We start from the raw sequence: 16,774 nt of genomic DNA on the forward strand, positions 1-16,774 counted from the left end.
TATCAAGTTATAAAATTGTTTTATAACTGATTATAGCATAATGTTAGGACCCATAGGGACGGTTCTATTGCTTCCAATTTTAGCATGACAACCAATTATTTAGCAGAATGTTTTTTCAAATCGTTACTGGTTCCGTTTTGAATTTAGGAAGAGATTTGATAGACTAAAATAGTGGACATTAATTTATATAGTAGGTGTATATTATGCTAACCAAACAAGAAATCCGTGAAGAGAAGTGGACTTATTTAAGTGAACATAAATTAGGGAGATTTCCATTCCCCTTACAAAATCGAATCCCAAATTTTAAAGGGGCAGAAAAGGCAGCACATTTTGTTACGACTATGCCTGAATACCAGAATGCGAAAGTAATTAAGGTGAACCCTGATTCTCCCCAACTACCAATTCGAGCTCAAATATTGATGGATGGAAAGATACTTCTTGTTCCCACTCCAAGACTAAAAGCAGGTTTTATAATGGTGAAGCCCGAATGGGTTCCAAAAGGCGAAGAACGAAGAGCGGCAAGTCTCTCTCACATTAAATCGTATGGCAAGGAAATTCCTCTTAGGGAGATACCAAGAATTGATTTATTTTTTACTGGATCCGTGGCATTACATAGGGACGGCAGAAGAGTAGGCAAAGGGGAAGGATACTCAGACCGGGAATATGCCATAATGAGGGAACTCGGAAATCCAGATGTTCCAATCATCGGCACCATCCATAGCGCGCAGTTAACTGAACACGATATACCACGAGATACTTATGATTTAACCGTCGATTATATTGCAACTGAAACTGAATTAATCAAGACGAATTCCCCATATAAAAAGCCAAGCGGAATCCACTGGGAGCTTGTCACCGAACAGGAACTAGAAGAAATGCCAGTCTTAAGAGAAATTCGGGACATTACGAGAAAAGAATAAGAGTAAACCCGTAGAATTTTTGCCTTGTGATTTCTACGGGTTCTTTATTAGTTCTAGGAAACTTTTAAACGTAAAATGTAGACTTAGATTGAGGAGTGTTTAGAATTCTTGAGGATTTACTTTATTGCCTATCGTTTAAAATCTCTAATACATTTTGATGCTGCTTTTGTATCATAGAAACATGTTTGATCTCACTGCTTAATTCTACCTTTGTATCGTCTATTTTCTTCATCAGACTACCATAATAAAACCCAATTTCTTTTCTCATTTCTGCTTGTTCTTCTTTTAATCCCAGTTGACCTTCTGTTAATCCTTGAATATCTTGTCTAAATCCTGCTTGTTCTCCTTTTAATTCAAGTTGACCTTCTGTTAATCCTTGAATATCTTGTCTCATTCCTGCTTGTTCTTTTTTAAATTCAAGTTGACCTTCTGTTAATCCTTGAATATCTTGTCTCATTCCTGCTTGTTCTTTTTTAAATTCAAGTTGACCTTCTGTTAATCCTTGAATATCTTGTCTCATTTCTAGCTGACTAGTTTTAACTAATGTTAATTCATTTAGTATTTGCTGCAGAATTCCCTCCATATTTTTCACCTCCCTTGTTCTTATTGAGACGATTATACTTCAACCTATTGTTTTTTACCACTATTAGAAAAGTAAAAAAACATATCCATAAGAAGATAAGCTTATAATCAGAAAAACCCGAAACTAATATATAGCTACGGGTTCATAAAACTATTGTAAAGGATCTTTGTCCTGAACATCTTCTACTTGCTGAAAAAGGTTTTGGTTGGAGTTGGAGTTACTAGGTTGCGTTTGGTTCATAGTTGGAGAGCCTACTTTACTACCAATCATCTCGATTGCCTTTTTTAAATCTTCAATATCCTTCTTAGTTGCAAAGGTATTCTCAGTACTCATTTCAATTCCCAGATCACCACTTACCTCTAAAGTTGCCGACTTAAGCTTCGTCATATCATTAATCTGTTTAATACGTAACTTCATCTTTAATTCATCTTCCGTTATTCTTGCCTTTTTCAGATTGCCCTGTAATACATGCCCTTCACTTACAAGCACAATTGGTTCACCCATTATGTACTTCTTTATATTTGGTACATATATCTGTAACAAAGAAACTAAAATAACTCCGGCAACAATTAGAGCCCCATGATACACACTTATCCATGAATCCTCAGATTTTAGCGGATGAACCAAAACTGTTCCAATCCCAATCATTATAACTACTTCACCCGGTGTCGCTTGTGATAGGGTACGTTTACCTGCAAGTCTTAATAATAAAAGTGTTGCAACTAAATATATAATTGCCTGTATCCATGCTGGCATCACAAAACCTCCTCTATTATAGCTTCTGTAATAATCTATAAAATATGAGGGGGTTTGTTTTGTACCCCTATGGCAGTAATTATCATTTCCTGCTTTTGTGATCTAGATCTACTATTAACCGGTTCTAATTTAAACAAACATAACTTTTTCTCACTTTTTAGGCTATATCTTTGAGTTCCATTTAAAAAACGTTATTCCGAAATGAACAATTACTATCGTTACTACTGATCCCTTAAGAAATAACCATTCAAATTCTTCGGTTATGTATCCCATCAGGAAAAACACGATGATAGTAGCGATAAGAGAATAAAACAATTTCTTAACTTCCATTTAAAAAAGTGCCTCCTCTTTATCCTCAGTTTGGGAATTCTCTAATACTAGAAAAACCCTTCATTGGGACGAAGAAGGGTCTTTCTGAATTAATTCTCAATCTCCCGTTTATTAAAACAAATAAACCCTATAACTGTTAAACCTATGCCTACCGAACATAATAGTACTAATGGCAAGAATGAGAAATCCTCAATTGGTGTTTGTGGAACGTGTCCATATGGAGAAATGTTACCAACCCAATCTGGGAATTGAAATAACCCCCCTAAGTACAATACGAGAAAGGAGTAAAGAACATAAAGCCAGATGAAGCTGGTAACCTTCGGAGAAATACCTATCAAAAACACTGCTAAACTAATCATAACAAATGTGGCTGGGTAATAGGATAGTGCTGCGATAAATATCGTATCAAAGGACAATCCTCCCGCAACCACTGTAGTTCCCACTGACCATAGACCAAATGCAGCAAGTAAAATCATAATCAAACCATTTATAATTGAAATGATGAAATAACTTCCTAATAGTCTAGTTCGAGATACAGATTTACTCAATAAGTGAACAATACGATCCTTTTTTTCCTCACTTTTCAGCTTATTCATAGCCATAACCGGAGGAATGGTTGCTAATAAGGAAATAACAATCATTAACATCGGAATAAACTGTTCTAACAAGGTTACTCCTTCAACTGGCGGAAGCAACTGCTTCATTGCTTCATTATCAGAAAAAAAGGTTTCTAGGTCACCTAAAACAGAACCATAGGATGCACCTAATACAAACATGCCGATCGCCCATGATATCATCCCTGTTCTCTGTAATCTCAACGCAAGACCGATTGGACTCTTTAAAAAAGAAGAAGCGTATTTTTTCCCGGGCTTGGAAGGTAAAAAACCTCGACCCATATCCCGAATTGCATTCAAATAATTTGCTATGATGTAAAGAACTAAAGATGTCCCTATTAATAATAAAATAGGCCACCAATTATTCTTATCATAAACTTCCGCTTTCGTCACCCATGCGAGGGGGGAAATCCAAGATAGCGTTTCATTACTAACATCAGTAATAGCTCGGAACAAATATGCAATTAACAGTACAGAGATAGAATAACCGATGGTCCCTCGTGAACTTTCACTTAATTGTGCAAATACAGCAGTTACTCCTGCAAAAAACAAACCAGTGGCACCTAAGGCTACACCATACAATAATGAACCTTCCAAATCCATACTCTCAATTCCAAGGGCATAAAGACCAAAACCAGTGATTAATGCCAAACCAACATACGTAATCGTTATAATTAGTAACGATGCATTTAAATATGAAAGCCTTCCTGTTGGAAATGAACGAATCATTTCCAATCGACCTTCCTCTTCATCAGCTCTGGTTTGCCTTGTAACTAGGAGGATACTCATTAAACCCACCACGGCTGCAGTCATCAGAAGCATTTGATGAGCTGTCATAACACCAATCGTATAATTACTTAAATTAGCTGGACCAGTCATGGCTGTCATCGCTGGATTAGCCATCGTCTGCGCCATAACCTCTCTCTCCTGCTGTGAATTATATAAACCAGTAAATGATACTGGCACTACTAATGTAAAAAATGTAAGGGAGACCAACCAAATAAGAATACGGAATCTATTGAGACGAAAAATAAAGCGAGAAAGGAATCCCATTTGAGCAACTAGATTGCTATTCATCACTCTTCCCCTCCTACTCCCTTATCGACTGCCCCTTCATAATGACGCATAAATAAATCCTCTAACGTTGGTGGCGCACTCTCTAGTCTAATGATTCCAAATTGACTAATATGCTTGATGACAGTATCCATACTCTCACCATCGACCTGAAATCTATAACTGAGTTTACTTTCCTCTAACTCATGAACGCCCTCCACCTCACCTAAACCTGTAATTGGCTTTGTGGCTTTAACAAACATTTGTGTACGTGTTAAATGACGTAAATCACTTAGAGTTCCTGTCTCAATAATTTTACCTTGACGTATAATAGTGACACGATCACACAGCTTTTCTACTTCTGATAAGATGTGACTAGATAGCAAGACACTCTTTCCTTGATTCTTTACATTCAACACACATTCCTGGAACACCTTTTCCATCAAAGGATCAAGTCCAGAAGTAGGTTCATCTAAAATAAATAAATCTGCTTCAGTTGCAAATGCAGCAACCAACGCAACCTTTTGACGATTACCTTTAGAATACGTTCTACACTTTTTGGAAGGATCTAAATCAAACCTCTTAATTAACTCATCCCGTTTAACTTTGTTTACGTTACCATTAAATTTTAAAAATAGATCAATAACTTCTCCACCAGTTAAATTTGGCCATAAATTAACATCACCAGGTACATAAGCAATCCGCTTATGAATATCCACAGCATCCTTCCAAGCATCTTTGTTAAACACTTGAACATCTCCAGAAGTTGCATTTAATATCCCTAGTAACACTCGAATCGTCGTCGACTTACCAGCACCATTTGGTCCTATAAAACCGAGTACTTCACCTCTATTCACCTCAAAATTGACGCCATCCAAAGCAGTAAACTTCCCGAATTTCTTTGTTAAATTGGTAACTTTTAATATACTCATAAACGCTTATTCCTCCCCTTTGTAGAAACAACGCTTTAATATCGATGAATAGCTCTCCCATTCATTGATGATGTCCAGCCCAATAGTATCAAAAGAACTTAAATTTTTCGTTTGAATTTCTGCAAAACCACCCATCGTCCAATTTAGAATCTGAAATGCCTTTTCAGGATCAATATCTTCTCGAAACTTTGACCAGTCTAGATTTTCATAAATACGCTTCAAGCCATCCTCTAAATTACCACCCATAATTCGTTCAACCTCAGATTTAACTTCCGTTGACTGTTCTTCTTGTATTGATTTTAGAAAATCAAATACTAAGGGATACTTCTGCTGAATCCCTAACTTAATAAATCCAATCTGACTAATACGCTTAAATAGATCCCTTTCATTCATGTCAACTTCATCATAAATGACCTCAAGAACCTTAAGTGAATAATCAATCAAATAGAGATACAAATCCTTTTTATTATTAAAATAGTTGAATAATGAACCCTTGGATATTTGTGCTTCTTTAACTATTTCATTTGTTGACGCCTTATCATATCCACTCTGGACGAATTGTTCCATTGCCGCATTAATGATACGTTCTCTTTTATCATTTTTTAAACTGAGAAAATTTGTATTAATAACCTTTCAGTCCTTTCAAATATATGACCAATTTGGTCATTTAGAATATAACACAATTGACCACATTGGTCAATTTATACTCTTCTACAAAATTTTTAATTTACTTGTTGGAAAATGAGTTAGTTCGAAAAGGACCATGTTAAATAAGTGAAAATTATAATTCGAACTGATTAACAACCTTATTTCTTTCACCCAAAACAAAAAAACCCTGAAAATGCTTGTTTTAGCATTTTCAGGGTTTTTTGAACCTTACATTAGATACCGGTGGCCGGGGTCGAACCGGCACTCCAGAGGAACACGATTTTGAGTCGTGCGCGTCTGCCAATTCCGCCACACCGGCAAGTGTAATAATTCTTGCAGACATCCATTAATATATCATGTGAATAGTGGCTTGGTCAATCATGAAAAGGTATTCAATAATCAACACTTGTTTTATAAAATAAAAAAACCAATCCTACATGGTATTGGGATCGTCGCTTATTTAAAGGAATATGGAGGCGGCAACCGGATTCGAACCGGTGGTAAAGGTTTTGCAGACCTCTGCCTTACCACTTGGCTATGCCGCCGTTGGAGCGGAAGACGGGATTCGAACCCGCGACCCCCACCTTGGCAAGGTGGTGTTCTACCACTGAACTACTTCCGCATGATCAATGGATACTTATATATATGCAAAAAGCTTGGCAATATTGACAATTAAACACAAAAATGGGGCGACCGAAGGGAATCGAACCCTCGAATGTCGGAACCACAATCCGATGCGTTAACCACTTCGCCACGATCGCCACTATATTAAATGTTCTATTGGCAGGGGTAGCAGGAATCGAACCCACACCAAAGGTTTTGGAGACCTTCGTTCTACCTTTAAACTATACCCCTATAGTAATAATAAATAAATGGTGGAGGGGGACGGATTCGAACCGCCGAACCCGGAGGGAGCGGATTTACAGTCCGCCGCGTTTAGCCACTTCGCTACCCCTCCATTTATTTAATTACATGATAAAATAAAAAATGGTGGCTCGGGACGGAATCGAACCGCCGACACAAGGATTTTCAGTCCTTTGCTCTACCGACTGAGCTACCGAGCCAAATATAGATAATAAATTGTTATAGTTAATCTTCTACAATTGGGCAAAGCTTCGTCCCAATCTCAGGTAGATAATTCAAGTAGCATCTCGATTGGTACGCTGATGATCTTTCTAGGAAGATTATTCGAACGTGCTCTACCGACTGAGCTACCGAGCCAGATTAAAACTCATAAAAAAATGGCGGTCCCGACGGGAATCGAACCCGCGATCTCCTGCGTGACAGGCAGGCATGTTAACCGCTACACCACGGGACCACTTGGTTGCGGGGGCAGGATTTGAACCTACGACCTTCGGGTTATGAGCCCGACGAGCTACCAGACTGCTCCACCCCGCGATAATATAAATATTACATTAAACTGAATGCATCTCACTTTTGCTATCACGACCATCTCGATTTTTCTTAAGATGATAAATCAAGAAGTCAAAATCGATATGCTGATGAATTCTCAACGATGGTAATTCCACCGTGCTCCACCCAGCGATAATATAAAAGTAAATCTATTTATGGATAGATATTTTCACTGACGTGAAAAATCTATGGTGGAGGATGACGGGATCGAACCGCCGACCCCCTGCTTGTAAGGCAGGTGCTCTCCCAGCTGAGCTAATCCTCCATATTAATGGCAAGTTATTTTCACTAGCGTGAAAAAACTTTGGTGACCCATACGGGATTCGAACCCGTGTTACCGCCGTGAAAGGGCGGTGTCTTAACCGCTTGACCAATGGGCCATATATAAATCCTCGTGGTTGTTGTGGCGGAGAGCGAGGGATTCGAACCCTCGAGACAGTGTTAACCGCCTACACGATTTCCAATCGTGCTCCTTCGACCACTCGGACAGCTCTCCAAGTTGGCTCCACCAGTAGGATTCGAACCTACGACCCTTCGGTTAACAGCCGAATGCTCTACCGCTGAGCTATGGTGGAACAATTGCAAGTTTTGTAACGCATTAAGCTATCATTGGTACGAACATCCCGATCTCAGAAAGATTATTCAAGATGTATCTCAATCGGTACGCTGAAGCTTATTCGATGAAGCATACTCGGTCGTGCTCTACCGCTGAGCTATGGTGGAAAAATTTAAAACAGCCTGGCAACGTCCTACTCTCACAGGGGCAATGCCCCAACTACCATCGGCGCTGAAGAGCTTAACTTCCGTGTTCGGAATGGGAACGGGTGTGGCCTCTTCGCCATCATTACCAGACTATTTTTTGTCACTAATTAGTAGCGACCTTTTTAATTATACTCATTTTACTGAGAATTTCAAGAGGAATTTTTTGTTCCCTCAAAACTAGATAATATCGTATGCAAGAATATCGTTTTAAATATGGTTAAGTCCTCGACCTATTAGTATCTGTCAGCTCCACGTGTCGCCACGCTTCCACCTCAGACCTATCAACCTGATCGTCTTTCAGGGGTCTTACTTCAAAGAATGGGAAATCTCATCTTGAGGGGGGCTTCATGCTTAGATGCTTTCAGCACTTATCCCGTCCACACATAGCTACCCAGCGATGCCCTTGGCAGAACAACTGGTACACCAGCGGTGTGTCCATCCCGGTCCTCTCGTACTAAGGACAGCTCCTCTCAAATTTCCTACGCCCACGACGGATAGGGACCGAACTGTCTCACGACGTTCTGAACCCAGCTCGCGTACCGCTTTAATGGGCGAACAGCCCAACCCTTGGGACCGACTACAGCCCCAGGATGCGATGAGCCGACATCGAGGTGCCAAACCTCCCCGTCGATGTGGACTCTTGGGGGAGATAAGCCTGTTATCCCCGGGGTAGCTTTTATCCGTTGAGCGATGGCCCTTCCATGCGGAACCACCGGATCACTAAGCCCGACTTTCGTCCCTGCTCGACTTGTAGGTCTCGCAGTCAAGCTCCCTTGTGCCTTTACACTCTACGAATGATTTCCAACCATTCTGAGGGAACCTTTGGGCGCCTCCGTTACATTTTAGGAGGCGACCGCCCCAGTCAAACTGCCCACCTGACACTGTCTCCCAGCTCGATCAGAGCTGCGGGTTAGAATTTCAATACAGCCAGGGTAGTATCCCACCGACGCCTCCACCGAAGCTGGCGCTCCGGCTTCTCAGGCTCCTACCTATCCTGTACAAGCTGTACCAAAATTCAATATCAGGCTACAGTAAAGCTCCACGGGGTCTTTCCGTCCTGTCGCGGGTAACCTGCATCTTCACAGGTACTATAATTTCACCGAGTCTCTCGTTGAGACAGTGCCCAAATCGTTACACCTTTCGTGCGGGTCAGAACTTACCTGACAAGGAATTTCGCTACCTTAGGACCGTTATAGTTACGGCCGCCGTTTACTGGGGCTTCAATTCAAAGCTTCGCTTGCGCTAACCTCTCCTCTTAACCTTCCAGCACCGGGCAGGTGTCAGCCCCTATACTTCGCCTTGCGGCTTCGCAGAGACCTGTGTTTTTGCTAAACAGTCGCTTGGGCCTTTTCACTGCGGCTCTCTCGGGCTTTCACCCTACCAGAGCACCCCTTCTCCCGAAGTTACGGGGTCATTTTGCCGAGTTCCTTAACGAGAGTTCTCTCGATCACCTTAGGATTCTCTCCTCGCCTACCTGTGTCGGTTTGCGGTACAGGCACCTCTCACCTCGCTAGAGGCTTTTCTTGGCAGTGTGGAATCAAGAACTTCGGTACTATATTTCCCTCGCCATCACAGCTCAGCCTTTATGGTAAGCGGATTTGCCTACTTACCAGCCTAACTGCTTGGACGCGCACTTCCAATCGCGCGATTCTCTATCCTCCTGCGTCCCCCCATTGCTCAAACGGTGAGGAGGTGGTACAGGAATATCAACCTGTTGTCCATCGCCTACGCCTTTCGGCCTCGGCTTAGGTCCTGACTAACCCTGAGCGGACGAGCCTTCCTCAGGAAACCTTAGGCATTCGGTGGACAAGATTCTCACTTGTCTTTCGCTACTCATACCGGCATTCTCACTTCTAAGCGCTCCACCAGTCCTTACGGTCTAGCTTCAACGCCCTTAGAACGCTCTCCTACCAATGTCGTTAGACATTCCACAGCTTCGGTGATACGTTTAGCCCCGGTACATTTTCGGCGCAGAGTCACTCGACCAGTGAGCTATTACGCACTCTTTAAATGGTGGCTGCTTCTAAGCCAACATCCTGGTTGTCTGGGCAACTCCACATCCTTTTCCACTTAACGTATACTTTGGGACCTTAGCTGGTGGTCTGGGCTGTTTCCCTTTCGACTACGGATCTTATCACTCGCAGTCTGACTCCCGAGTATAAGTCTTTGGCATTCGGAGTTTGACTGAATTCGGTAACCCGATGAGGGCCCCTAGTCCAATCAGTGCTCTACCTCCAAGACTCTCAAACTCGAGGCTAGCCCTAAAGCTATTTCGGAGAGAACCAGCTATCTCCAGGTTCGATTGGAATTTCTCCGCTACCCACACCTCATCCCCGCACTTTTCAACGTGCGTGGGTTCGGGCCTCCATTCAGTGTTACCTGAACTTCACCCTGGACATGGGTAGATCACCTGGTTTCGGGTCTACGACCACGTACTCAATCGCCCTATTCAGACTCGCTTTCGCTGCGGCTCCGTCTTCTCAACTTAACCTTGCACGGGATCGTAACTCGCCGGTTCATTCTACAAAAGGCACGCCATCACCCGTTAACGGGCTCTGACTACTTGTAGGCACACGGTTTCAGGATCTGTTTCACTCCCCTTCCGGGGTGCTTTTCACCTTTCCCTCACGGTACTGGTTCACTATCGGTCACTAGGGAGTATTTAGCCTTGGGAGATGGTCCTCCCTGCTTCCGACGGGATTTCTCGTGTCCCGCCGTACTCAGGATCCACTCAGGAGGGAACGAAGTTTCAGCTACAGGGCTGTTACCTTCTATGGCTGGCCTTTCCAGACCGCTTCACTTACCTCGTTCCTTTGTAACTCCATGTTGAGTGTCCTACAACCCCAAGAGGCAAGCCTCTTGGTTTGGGCTTCTTCCGTTTCGCTCGCCGCTACTCAGGAAATCGCGAATTGCTTTCTCTTCCTCCGGGTACTAAGATGTTTCAGTTCCCCGGGTCTGCCATCATCACCCTATGTATTCAGGTGAAGATACTACCCCATTACGAGCAGTGGGTTTCCCCATTCGGAAATCTCCGGATCAAAGCTTACTTACAGCTCCCCGAAGCATATCGTTGTTAGTCACGTCCTTCATCGGCTCCTAGTGCCAAGGCATCCACCGTGCGCCCTTAACAACTTAACCGTTGTTAAAGATCATTCGATCAATTTCTTGACTTTCTTACATACGAATTATTATCTAGTTTTCAAAGAACAAAAGGATGGTTATTTTGCTTTCGCAAAAAACCTGAGAGATGATTCTCTCAAAACTAAACAAAACGTTCAAGCGCTATTTTATGGAAACGAAAGTTTCCACTTATCCTTAGAAAGGAGGTGATCCAGCCGCACCTTCCGATACGGCTACCTTGTTACGACTTCACCCCAATCATCTGTCCCACCTTCGGCGGCTGGCCCCCTAAGGTTACCTCACCGACTTCGGGTGTTACAAACTCTCGTGGTGTGACGGGCGGTGTGTACAAGGCCCGGGAACGTATTCACCGCGGCATGCTGATCCGCGATTACTAGCGATTCCGGCTTCATGCAGGCGAGTTGCAGCCTGCAATCCGAACTGAGAATGGTTTTATGGGATTTGCTCAACCTCGCGGTTTTGCTGCCCTTTGTACCATCCATTGTAGCACGTGTGTAGCCCAGGTCATAAGGGGCATGATGATTTGACGTCATCCCCACCTTCCTCCGGTTTGTCACCGGCAGTCACCTTAGAGTGCCCAACTTAATGCTGGCAACTAAGATCAAGGGTTGCGCTCGTTGCGGGACTTAACCCAACATCTCACGACACGAGCTGACGACAACCATGCACCACCTGTCACCTTTGTCCCCGAAGGGAAATTCCTATCTCTAGGAAGGTCAAAGGGATGTCAAGACCTGGTAAGGTTCTTCGCGTTGCTTCGAATTAAACCACATGCTCCACCGCTTGTGCGGGCCCCCGTCAATTCCTTTGAGTTTCAGTCTTGCGACCGTACTCCCCAGGCGGAGTGCTTAATGCGTTAACTTCAGCACTAAAGGGCGGAAACCCTCTAACACTTAGCACTCATCGTTTACGGCGTGGACTACCAGGGTATCTAATCCTGTTTGCTCCCCACGCTTTCGCGCCTCAGCGTCAGTTACAGACCAGAAAGTCGCCTTCGCCACTGGTGTTCCTCCACATCTCTACGCATTTCACCGCTACACGTGGAATTCCACTTTCCTCTTCTGTACTCAAGTCCCCCAGTTTCCAATGACCCTCCACGGTTGAGCCGTGGGCTTTCACATCAGACTTAAAGGACCGCCTGCGCGCGCTTTACGCCCAATAATTCCGGACAACGCTTGCCACCTACGTATTACCGCGGCTGCTGGCACGTAGTTAGCCGTGGCTTTCTGGTTAGGTACCGTCAAGGTACCGCCCTATTCGAACGGTACTTGTTCTTCCCTAACAACAGAGCTTTACGACCCGAAGGCCTTCATCGCTCACGCGGCGTTGCTCCGTCAGACTTTCGTCCATTGCGGAAGATTCCCTACTGCTGCCTCCCGTAGGAGTCTGGGCCGTGTCTCAGTCCCAGTGTGGCCGATCACCCTCTCAGGTCGGCTACGCATCGTCGCCTTGGTGAGCCGTTACCTCACCAACTAGCTAATGCGCCGCGGGCCCATCTGCAAGTGATAGCCGAAGCCATCTTTTATTCAGTCACCAGGAGGTGTCTGAAATTATCCGGTATTAGCTCCGGTTTCCCGAAGTTATCCCAGTCTTACAGGCAGGTTGCCCACGTGTTACTCACCCGTCCGCCGCTAATCTCCGAAGAGATTCGCTCGACTTGCATGTATTAGGCACGCCGCCAGCGTTCGTCCTGAGCCAGGATCAAACTCTCCAATAAAGTGTTTGATTGCTCAAATACACCGGCAATCTACTAAGTGTTTTCTCAAAATGAAATAACCGCAAAGTAGACTTAAAAAAATAAAACTTGATGTTGGTTTTAAAACCAACACGCTTGACGTTTTGTTTAGTTTTCAAAGAACTTTTTCTTCGTCGCCCAGAAGCGACTTTATTAATATAACACTTTTGAATCTTGTTCGTCAACACTTTTTTAAAAAATCTTTTTTATCGTATCGACTTGATTCAGTAGCGACGAAGAACAATATACCATGATTTCAAAAGCATAGTCAATAGTTTTATAAAACTAAATTAACTTTTATCTATATTACTCGAATAAAAACGATGAAGGATCCCTTGCCCCTTTGTTTTCTCAGATACAACCTTGATTAGCTTTCTTTCTATTAGAAATTCTAGTAGGGATTCAAAATCAACCGAGTAGTCCATTATTTCAGGGTGAGTCATAAAGTCTTCAATACTCCATACCTCTTTTTCTTCTATTACTTCCATAAGGTGTAGGGCACCAGTTTTAGTACTTGAATTAACTAGAAACTCACTCGCTAAAAATAATAACTCTAGCTTTTTATTTAATGTCTCCTCACTTTCGACAAGCTCTTGATATAACTTATAGATTTCCGGCTCAATTTTTTTGACTTGATTCCAAACGGTCACCTCAGGATGAAATCCACGATCAATAACAGCAAGCCTAGCTAAATGATGAAGTGCATGCACCATATAGTTATATGCATCAAGAAGATGGCCAGCTTCGAATAATTCTTTTCCATCTTTAAACCTTTTGATTAACTTAGCAAATTCCAACCCTATTCTCTTCTTACGGTCATTCAAAGGGAAATCAGAGAGCTTTTGCTTTAAGTCGGTTAAAAACTCATTCCGCTCAAATAAGATTTTACCGTTCATAATCCAGTCAATTACTCTGCGATTGGTTCCTAAGTTGATCCATTCATCTACTTGGTCCACCTGAAAAACTTTCAACCCGGCGACCTTTCCAGATTCGAGTAGATAATGTTTGTAAGAATCTCCATTTTGATTTTCTTTTACAATGACAAATAGAATAACATCAAAATTATCAGTAGCTGGATTTTCAGGCTTTAACTTTTCTAATAAAATAATACCCAATGTATTAGCATGGCTTGCTCTTTCCTGATAAATAGGACGCAATAGATTTTCCATACTCTAATTCCTCCATTTTAAGGATCTTTTTTTATAGTTTCGACGTAGTTTGTAGAAAACCTCCTAAATAGTTTTCTTTCCTAGTACAGGCTATTCGGCTAATATGTTATATTATTATGCAGGAGGGAATTATATGGCTAAAAAATATTCTAGTAAAATCAATAAAATCAGAACATTTGCTCTAAGCCTCATCTTTATTGGTTTTATTGTTATGTATATCGGTATTTTCTTTAGAACCAATGTTTGGGTCATTAGTATCTTTATGATTTTAGGACTTCTATTCATTATCGCAAGCACAGTTGTTTACTTCTGGATTGGGATGCTTTCAACAAAAACCGTACTGGTCACCTGTCCCAATTGCGAGAAGCCAACCAAGGTGCTCGGTCGAGTAGACATGTGTATGTATTGTAACGAACCACTAACGTTAGACCCTAACTTAGAGGGAAAAGAGTTCGACGAAAGTTATAACCGTAGAAACAGAAAAGAAAGCTGACTGTATGAAACAGTCAGCTTTCTTTTTTCACTAGTGTTTTGTGGTCTTCGCGCAATCTGGACATGTACCATACGTTTCCATGCGATGATGGGAAACCTTAAATCCTGTGACATGGGAAGCAAGTGCTTCCACTTCATCCAAACCTGGATAATGGAAATCTACAATTTTACCACACTCTTCACAAATAACATGGTAATGATCGCTCGTTACGAAATCAAAACGGCTAGATGAATCTCCATAAGTTAATTCCTTTATTAATCCCGCTTCACGGAAAACTCTTAGGTTATTGTAAACTGTCGCGACACTCATATTAGGGAATTTACCCTCAAGTGCTTTGAAAATGTCATCAGCAGTCGGATGTGTCATAGTCTGAATTAAATATTCCAAAATCGCATGACGTTGTGGAGTGATTCTAACTCCAGAATCCTTCAACGTTACTAGCGCGTCTTTTAATTGTATTGACACCGTCATGCACCTCACTTTAAAAAAGATTATTATTTTATAATTGTTATAATTAGTGTATAAGATATTAACTGTTTTTGTCAATAAACGTCTCTTTAGTATATGTTAACAAAACTTCGTTTACCCCTGCTTGTTTACTGATGTAAGGTAGGCTCTGACTCATTGTTCAGGAAATTAACATACCTTCCTGCTACAAATAATAAATCAGATAAGCGATTTAAATAAGAAAGAACTAAAGGATTTACTCCTTCAATTACTACCGCCCTTCGTTCAGCTCTCCTTACCACTGTTCGTGCTAAGTGTAAGGTTGCTCCAGCAACTGACCCTCCTGGGAGAATAAAGTTTGTTAAAGGTGGAAGTTTTTCACTCCAATGATCAATTCTCTCCTCTAACCAGTTAACATCCTGTTCTTCTACCTTCCATTTCACTTCTTTTCCTTCTGGGGTCGCTAACTCTGCTCCAACATGAAATAACGTGGTTTGTATTCTTTTAAGAGCATCCTTCATTTCTTTATATTCATTTGAATCGATTTCCTTCATGTGACTCAAAGCTATTCCTAGTAACGAATTCGCCTCGTCACATGTACCATAAGCTTCGACCCGAATATCATGTTTTGCCACTCTTTGACCATACACTAATGAAGTTGTCCCTTTATCACCGGACTTTGTATAAATTTTCACCTTAGTACCCCCTCTTCACATCAATCATATTTATAAAGTTTTTTTGTCCATTCTTATAAATATGTAGATTTTGCTCAAATATATCAAAAGCTCTTGGTAAATAGTTAGACGTGATACTTGATAGGTGTGGAGTTATCGTGATGTTATCCATTTTCCAAAAAGGATGTTCTTTATTTAATGGTTCCTTCTCAAATACATCAAGGATTGAATGTGAAATAAGTTGTTCGTTCATGATTTCAAGTAATTCCGATTCTCTTATCACACTTCCTCTTCCGATATTGATAAATACTGCACTTTTCTTCATGTTTTCAAAATGCTCTCTCTTTAATAAACCTTTCGTCTCCTCCGTACTTGGTAAAACTGAAATGATAAAATCAGCCTTTGGAAGAAATCGCGAAAACTCTTCCATCGTCGTGAGCTTATCAACGGAATCGACAGCTTCACCACTCCTATTTACACCGATAACCGTCATTCCAAATGCCTTACAGAGTTTGGCTATTTGACCTCCAATCGCTCCGACACCAAGTATTAATACAGTTTTATCATTCAACTCTGAAATAGAAGCTGCAACGGCTCGATCCCATTTTCCTTCTTTTTCTTGATCATATAACACTTTAAGTTTTTTGGTATACTGAAGTATCATTCCTAACGTGTATTCTGCCATAGGTGTTTTATGGATTCCACGTGCGTTAGTAACTAAGATTCCACGTTCATTGATTAGCTTAAATGGTAATTTTTCTACTCCTGCCGACATAACCATAATCCATTTTAAGTTCTTAGCTTTTTCAATATGTAGTGGAGTTATATCTTCTCCGTATGTTAATAGTACCTCTGCTTCTTCTAGCTCAAGCTCCGCTTCCTTTATGTTTTGATAAAAAGAAAGGTCTTCACTGGACAGTTTCCCTTTAAACTTTTGTTGAATGTCTTCACCAATTCGTAAGGTCGATATAATCTTCACGTTTATTCCTCCCCTATCCTTTCCTTCTACTATATACAAAACCCACAAAAAAAGGCGAGAAAAACTCTTCTCGCATTAAGACCGCTCTTGTGAAATGAGGGGGGGTTCCCTATAACATAACTTAT

Annotated in this window: 12 protein-coding genes, 13 tRNA genes and 3 rRNA genes; 2 read left to right on the forward strand and 26 right to left on the reverse strand. The window is 41.7% G+C overall.

What is annotated here, in order from left to right; genetic code table 11:
- Positions 1 to 203: 203 nt before the first annotated feature.
- Entirely contained in the window at positions 204 to 920 is a 717-nt protein-coding gene (locus tag M1D60_RS20600; RefSeq protein WP_456276689.1) for a 5-formyltetrahydrofolate cyclo-ligase, read from the forward strand.
- 121 nt (positions 921 to 1,041) lie between these two features.
- Here the strand turns inward: M1D60_RS20600 and M1D60_RS20605 are convergent, their stop codons facing one another.
- The 23 genes from M1D60_RS20605 to M1D60_RS20715 all read right to left on the reverse strand — a co-directional run bounded on the left by M1D60_RS20605 (position 1,042) and on the right by M1D60_RS20715 (position 14,056).
- The gene (locus M1D60_RS20605; protein WP_456276690.1) at positions 1,042 to 1,503 is read right to left on the reverse strand and encodes a hypothetical protein; all 462 of its coding nucleotides are present in this window, start codon (positions 1,501 to 1,503) and stop codon (positions 1,042 to 1,044) included.
- 150 nt (positions 1,504 to 1,653) lie between these two features.
- Complete coding sequence (locus tag M1D60_RS20610) at positions 1,654 to 2,259, reverse strand: DUF421 domain-containing protein (RefSeq protein WP_456276691.1); 606 nt, start codon at positions 2,257 to 2,259, stop codon at positions 1,654 to 1,656.
- Between the two features lie 162 nt (positions 2,260 to 2,421).
- Positions 2,422 to 2,589 carry a hypothetical protein gene (locus M1D60_RS20615; protein WP_456276692.1) on the reverse strand — a complete coding sequence of 56 codons (168 nt, stop codon included), beginning with the start codon at positions 2,587 to 2,589 and terminating at the stop codon, positions 2,422 to 2,424.
- Positions 2,590 to 2,678: 89 nt separating this feature from the next.
- Positions 2,679 to 4,280 (reverse strand): ABC transporter permease, encoded by a 1,602-nt coding sequence (locus M1D60_RS20620; RefSeq protein ID WP_456276693.1) that lies wholly within the window; start codon positions 4,278 to 4,280, stop codon positions 2,679 to 2,681.
- Positions 4,280 to 5,188, reverse strand: coding sequence for an ABC transporter ATP-binding protein (locus M1D60_RS20625; protein WP_456276694.1), 909 nt, complete (start codon positions 5,186 to 5,188; stop codon positions 4,280 to 4,282). The genes M1D60_RS20620 and M1D60_RS20625 overlap by 1 nt, the downstream gene beginning before the upstream one ends.
- Before the next feature lie 6 nt (positions 5,189 to 5,194).
- A complete protein-coding gene (locus M1D60_RS20630) occupies positions 5,195 to 5,755 on the reverse strand; it encodes a TetR/AcrR family transcriptional regulator (protein ID WP_456276695.1) in 561 nt (186 codons plus the stop codon).
- Positions 5,756 to 6,074: 319 nt separating this feature from the next.
- Positions 6,075 to 6,155 (reverse strand) — tRNA-Leu (locus tag M1D60_RS20635).
- Between the two features lie 152 nt (positions 6,156 to 6,307).
- Positions 6,308 to 6,381: transfer RNA gene (locus M1D60_RS20640), tRNA-Cys, on the reverse strand.
- Between the two features lie 2 nt (positions 6,382 to 6,383).
- A tRNA-Gly gene (locus tag M1D60_RS20645) sits at positions 6,384 to 6,458 on the reverse strand.
- Positions 6,459 to 6,521: 63 nt separating this feature from the next.
- Positions 6,522 to 6,597 (reverse strand) — tRNA-His (locus tag M1D60_RS20650).
- 20 nt (positions 6,598 to 6,617) lie between these two features.
- A tRNA-Trp gene (locus tag M1D60_RS20655) sits at positions 6,618 to 6,691 on the reverse strand.
- Between the two features lie 18 nt (positions 6,692 to 6,709).
- Positions 6,710 to 6,794: transfer RNA gene (locus M1D60_RS20660), tRNA-Tyr, on the reverse strand.
- 30 nt (positions 6,795 to 6,824) lie between these two features.
- Positions 6,825 to 6,900: transfer RNA gene (locus M1D60_RS20665), tRNA-Phe, on the reverse strand.
- 178 nt (positions 6,901 to 7,078) lie between these two features.
- Positions 7,079 to 7,154 (reverse strand) — tRNA-Asp (locus M1D60_RS20670).
- 3 nt (positions 7,155 to 7,157) lie between these two features.
- Positions 7,158 to 7,234, reverse strand: a tRNA-Met gene (locus M1D60_RS20675).
- Between the two features lie 204 nt (positions 7,235 to 7,438).
- Positions 7,439 to 7,514, reverse strand: a tRNA-Val gene (locus tag M1D60_RS20680).
- A gap of 40 nt (positions 7,515 to 7,554) precedes the next feature.
- Positions 7,555 to 7,629, reverse strand: a tRNA-Glu gene (locus M1D60_RS20685).
- 24 nt (positions 7,630 to 7,653) lie between these two features.
- A tRNA-Ser gene (locus M1D60_RS20690) sits at positions 7,654 to 7,745 on the reverse strand.
- 4 nt (positions 7,746 to 7,749) lie between these two features.
- Positions 7,750 to 7,824: transfer RNA gene (locus tag M1D60_RS20695), tRNA-Asn, on the reverse strand.
- Between the two features lie 161 nt (positions 7,825 to 7,985).
- A 5S ribosomal RNA gene (rrf, locus tag M1D60_RS20700) occupies positions 7,986 to 8,101 on the reverse strand.
- A gap of 123 nt (positions 8,102 to 8,224) precedes the next feature.
- A 23S ribosomal RNA gene (locus M1D60_RS20705) occupies positions 8,225 to 11,149 on the reverse strand.
- A 181-nt stretch (positions 11,150 to 11,330) separates the two neighbouring features.
- A 16S ribosomal RNA gene (locus M1D60_RS20710) occupies positions 11,331 to 12,869 on the reverse strand.
- Together the 16S, 23S and 5S rRNA genes with 13 tRNA genes alongside form the textbook arrangement of a ribosomal RNA operon.
- Positions 12,870 to 13,177: 308 nt before the next feature.
- Positions 13,178 to 14,056 carry a nucleotidyltransferase-like protein gene (locus M1D60_RS20715; RefSeq protein WP_456276696.1) on the reverse strand — a complete coding sequence of 293 codons (879 nt, stop codon included), beginning with the start codon at positions 14,054 to 14,056 and terminating at the stop codon, positions 13,178 to 13,180.
- Between the two features lie 133 nt (positions 14,057 to 14,189).
- On the opposite strand from M1D60_RS20715, the gene M1D60_RS20720 reads away from it, so the two are divergent.
- Positions 14,190 to 14,549: a YgzB family protein gene (locus tag M1D60_RS20720; RefSeq protein WP_456276697.1), complete on the forward strand. Its 360-nt coding sequence runs from the start codon at positions 14,190 to 14,192 to the stop codon at positions 14,547 to 14,549.
- A gap of 30 nt (positions 14,550 to 14,579) precedes the next feature.
- Here M1D60_RS20720 and perR read toward each other — a convergent pair whose 3' ends face one another.
- From perR to M1D60_RS20735, 3 genes are all read right to left on the reverse strand, one after another.
- Positions 14,580 to 15,020, reverse strand: a complete 441-nt coding sequence (gene perR, locus M1D60_RS20725) for a peroxide-responsive transcriptional repressor PerR (RefSeq protein WP_456276698.1) — start codon at positions 15,018 to 15,020, stop codon at positions 14,580 to 14,582.
- Positions 15,021 to 15,145: 125 nt separating this feature from the next.
- Complete coding sequence (locus M1D60_RS20730) at positions 15,146 to 15,691, reverse strand: cob(I)yrinic acid a,c-diamide adenosyltransferase (RefSeq protein WP_456276699.1); 546 nt, start codon at positions 15,689 to 15,691, stop codon at positions 15,146 to 15,148.
- Between the two features lies 1 nt (position 15,692).
- Positions 15,693 to 16,649 carry a D-2-hydroxyacid dehydrogenase gene (locus M1D60_RS20735; RefSeq protein ID WP_456276700.1) on the reverse strand — a complete coding sequence of 319 codons (957 nt, stop codon included), beginning with the start codon at positions 16,647 to 16,649 and terminating at the stop codon, positions 15,693 to 15,695.
- Between the last annotated feature and the right edge of the window lie 125 nt (positions 16,650 to 16,774).

It is taken from the genome of Bacillus sp. AK128 (assembly GCF_053903075.1).

Coding starts and splice junctions, on each gene's coding strand:
- M1D60_RS20630 (WP_456276695.1), bottom strand. CDS start 5,755: ATGGAACAATTCGTCCAGAGTGGATATGATAAGGCGTCAACAAATGAA.
- M1D60_RS20610 (WP_456276691.1), bottom strand. CDS start 2,259: ATGCCAGCATGGATACAGGCAATTATATATTTAGTTGCAACACTTTTA.
- M1D60_RS20715 (WP_456276696.1), bottom strand. CDS start 14,056: ATGGAAAATCTATTGCGTCCTATTTATCAGGAAAGAGCAAGCCATGCT.
- M1D60_RS20605 (WP_456276690.1), bottom strand. CDS start 1,503: ATGGAGGGAATTCTGCAGCAAATACTAAATGAATTAACATTAGTTAAA.
- M1D60_RS20620 (WP_456276693.1), bottom strand. CDS start 4,280: ATGAATAGCAATCTAGTTGCTCAAATGGGATTCCTTTCTCGCTTTATT.
- perR (WP_456276698.1), bottom strand. CDS start 15,020: ATGACGGTGTCAATACAATTAAAAGACGCGCTAGTAACGTTGAAGGAT.
- M1D60_RS20625 (WP_456276694.1), bottom strand. CDS start 5,188: ATGAGTATATTAAAAGTTACCAATTTAACAAAGAAATTCGGGAAGTTT.
- M1D60_RS20615 (WP_456276692.1), bottom strand. CDS start 2,589: ATGGAAGTTAAGAAATTGTTTTATTCTCTTATCGCTACTATCATCGTG.
- M1D60_RS20600 (WP_456276689.1), top strand. CDS start 204: ATGCTAACCAAACAAGAAATCCGTGAAGAGAAGTGGACTTATTTAAGT.
- M1D60_RS20720 (WP_456276697.1), top strand. CDS start 14,190: ATGGCTAAAAAATATTCTAGTAAAATCAATAAAATCAGAACATTTGCT.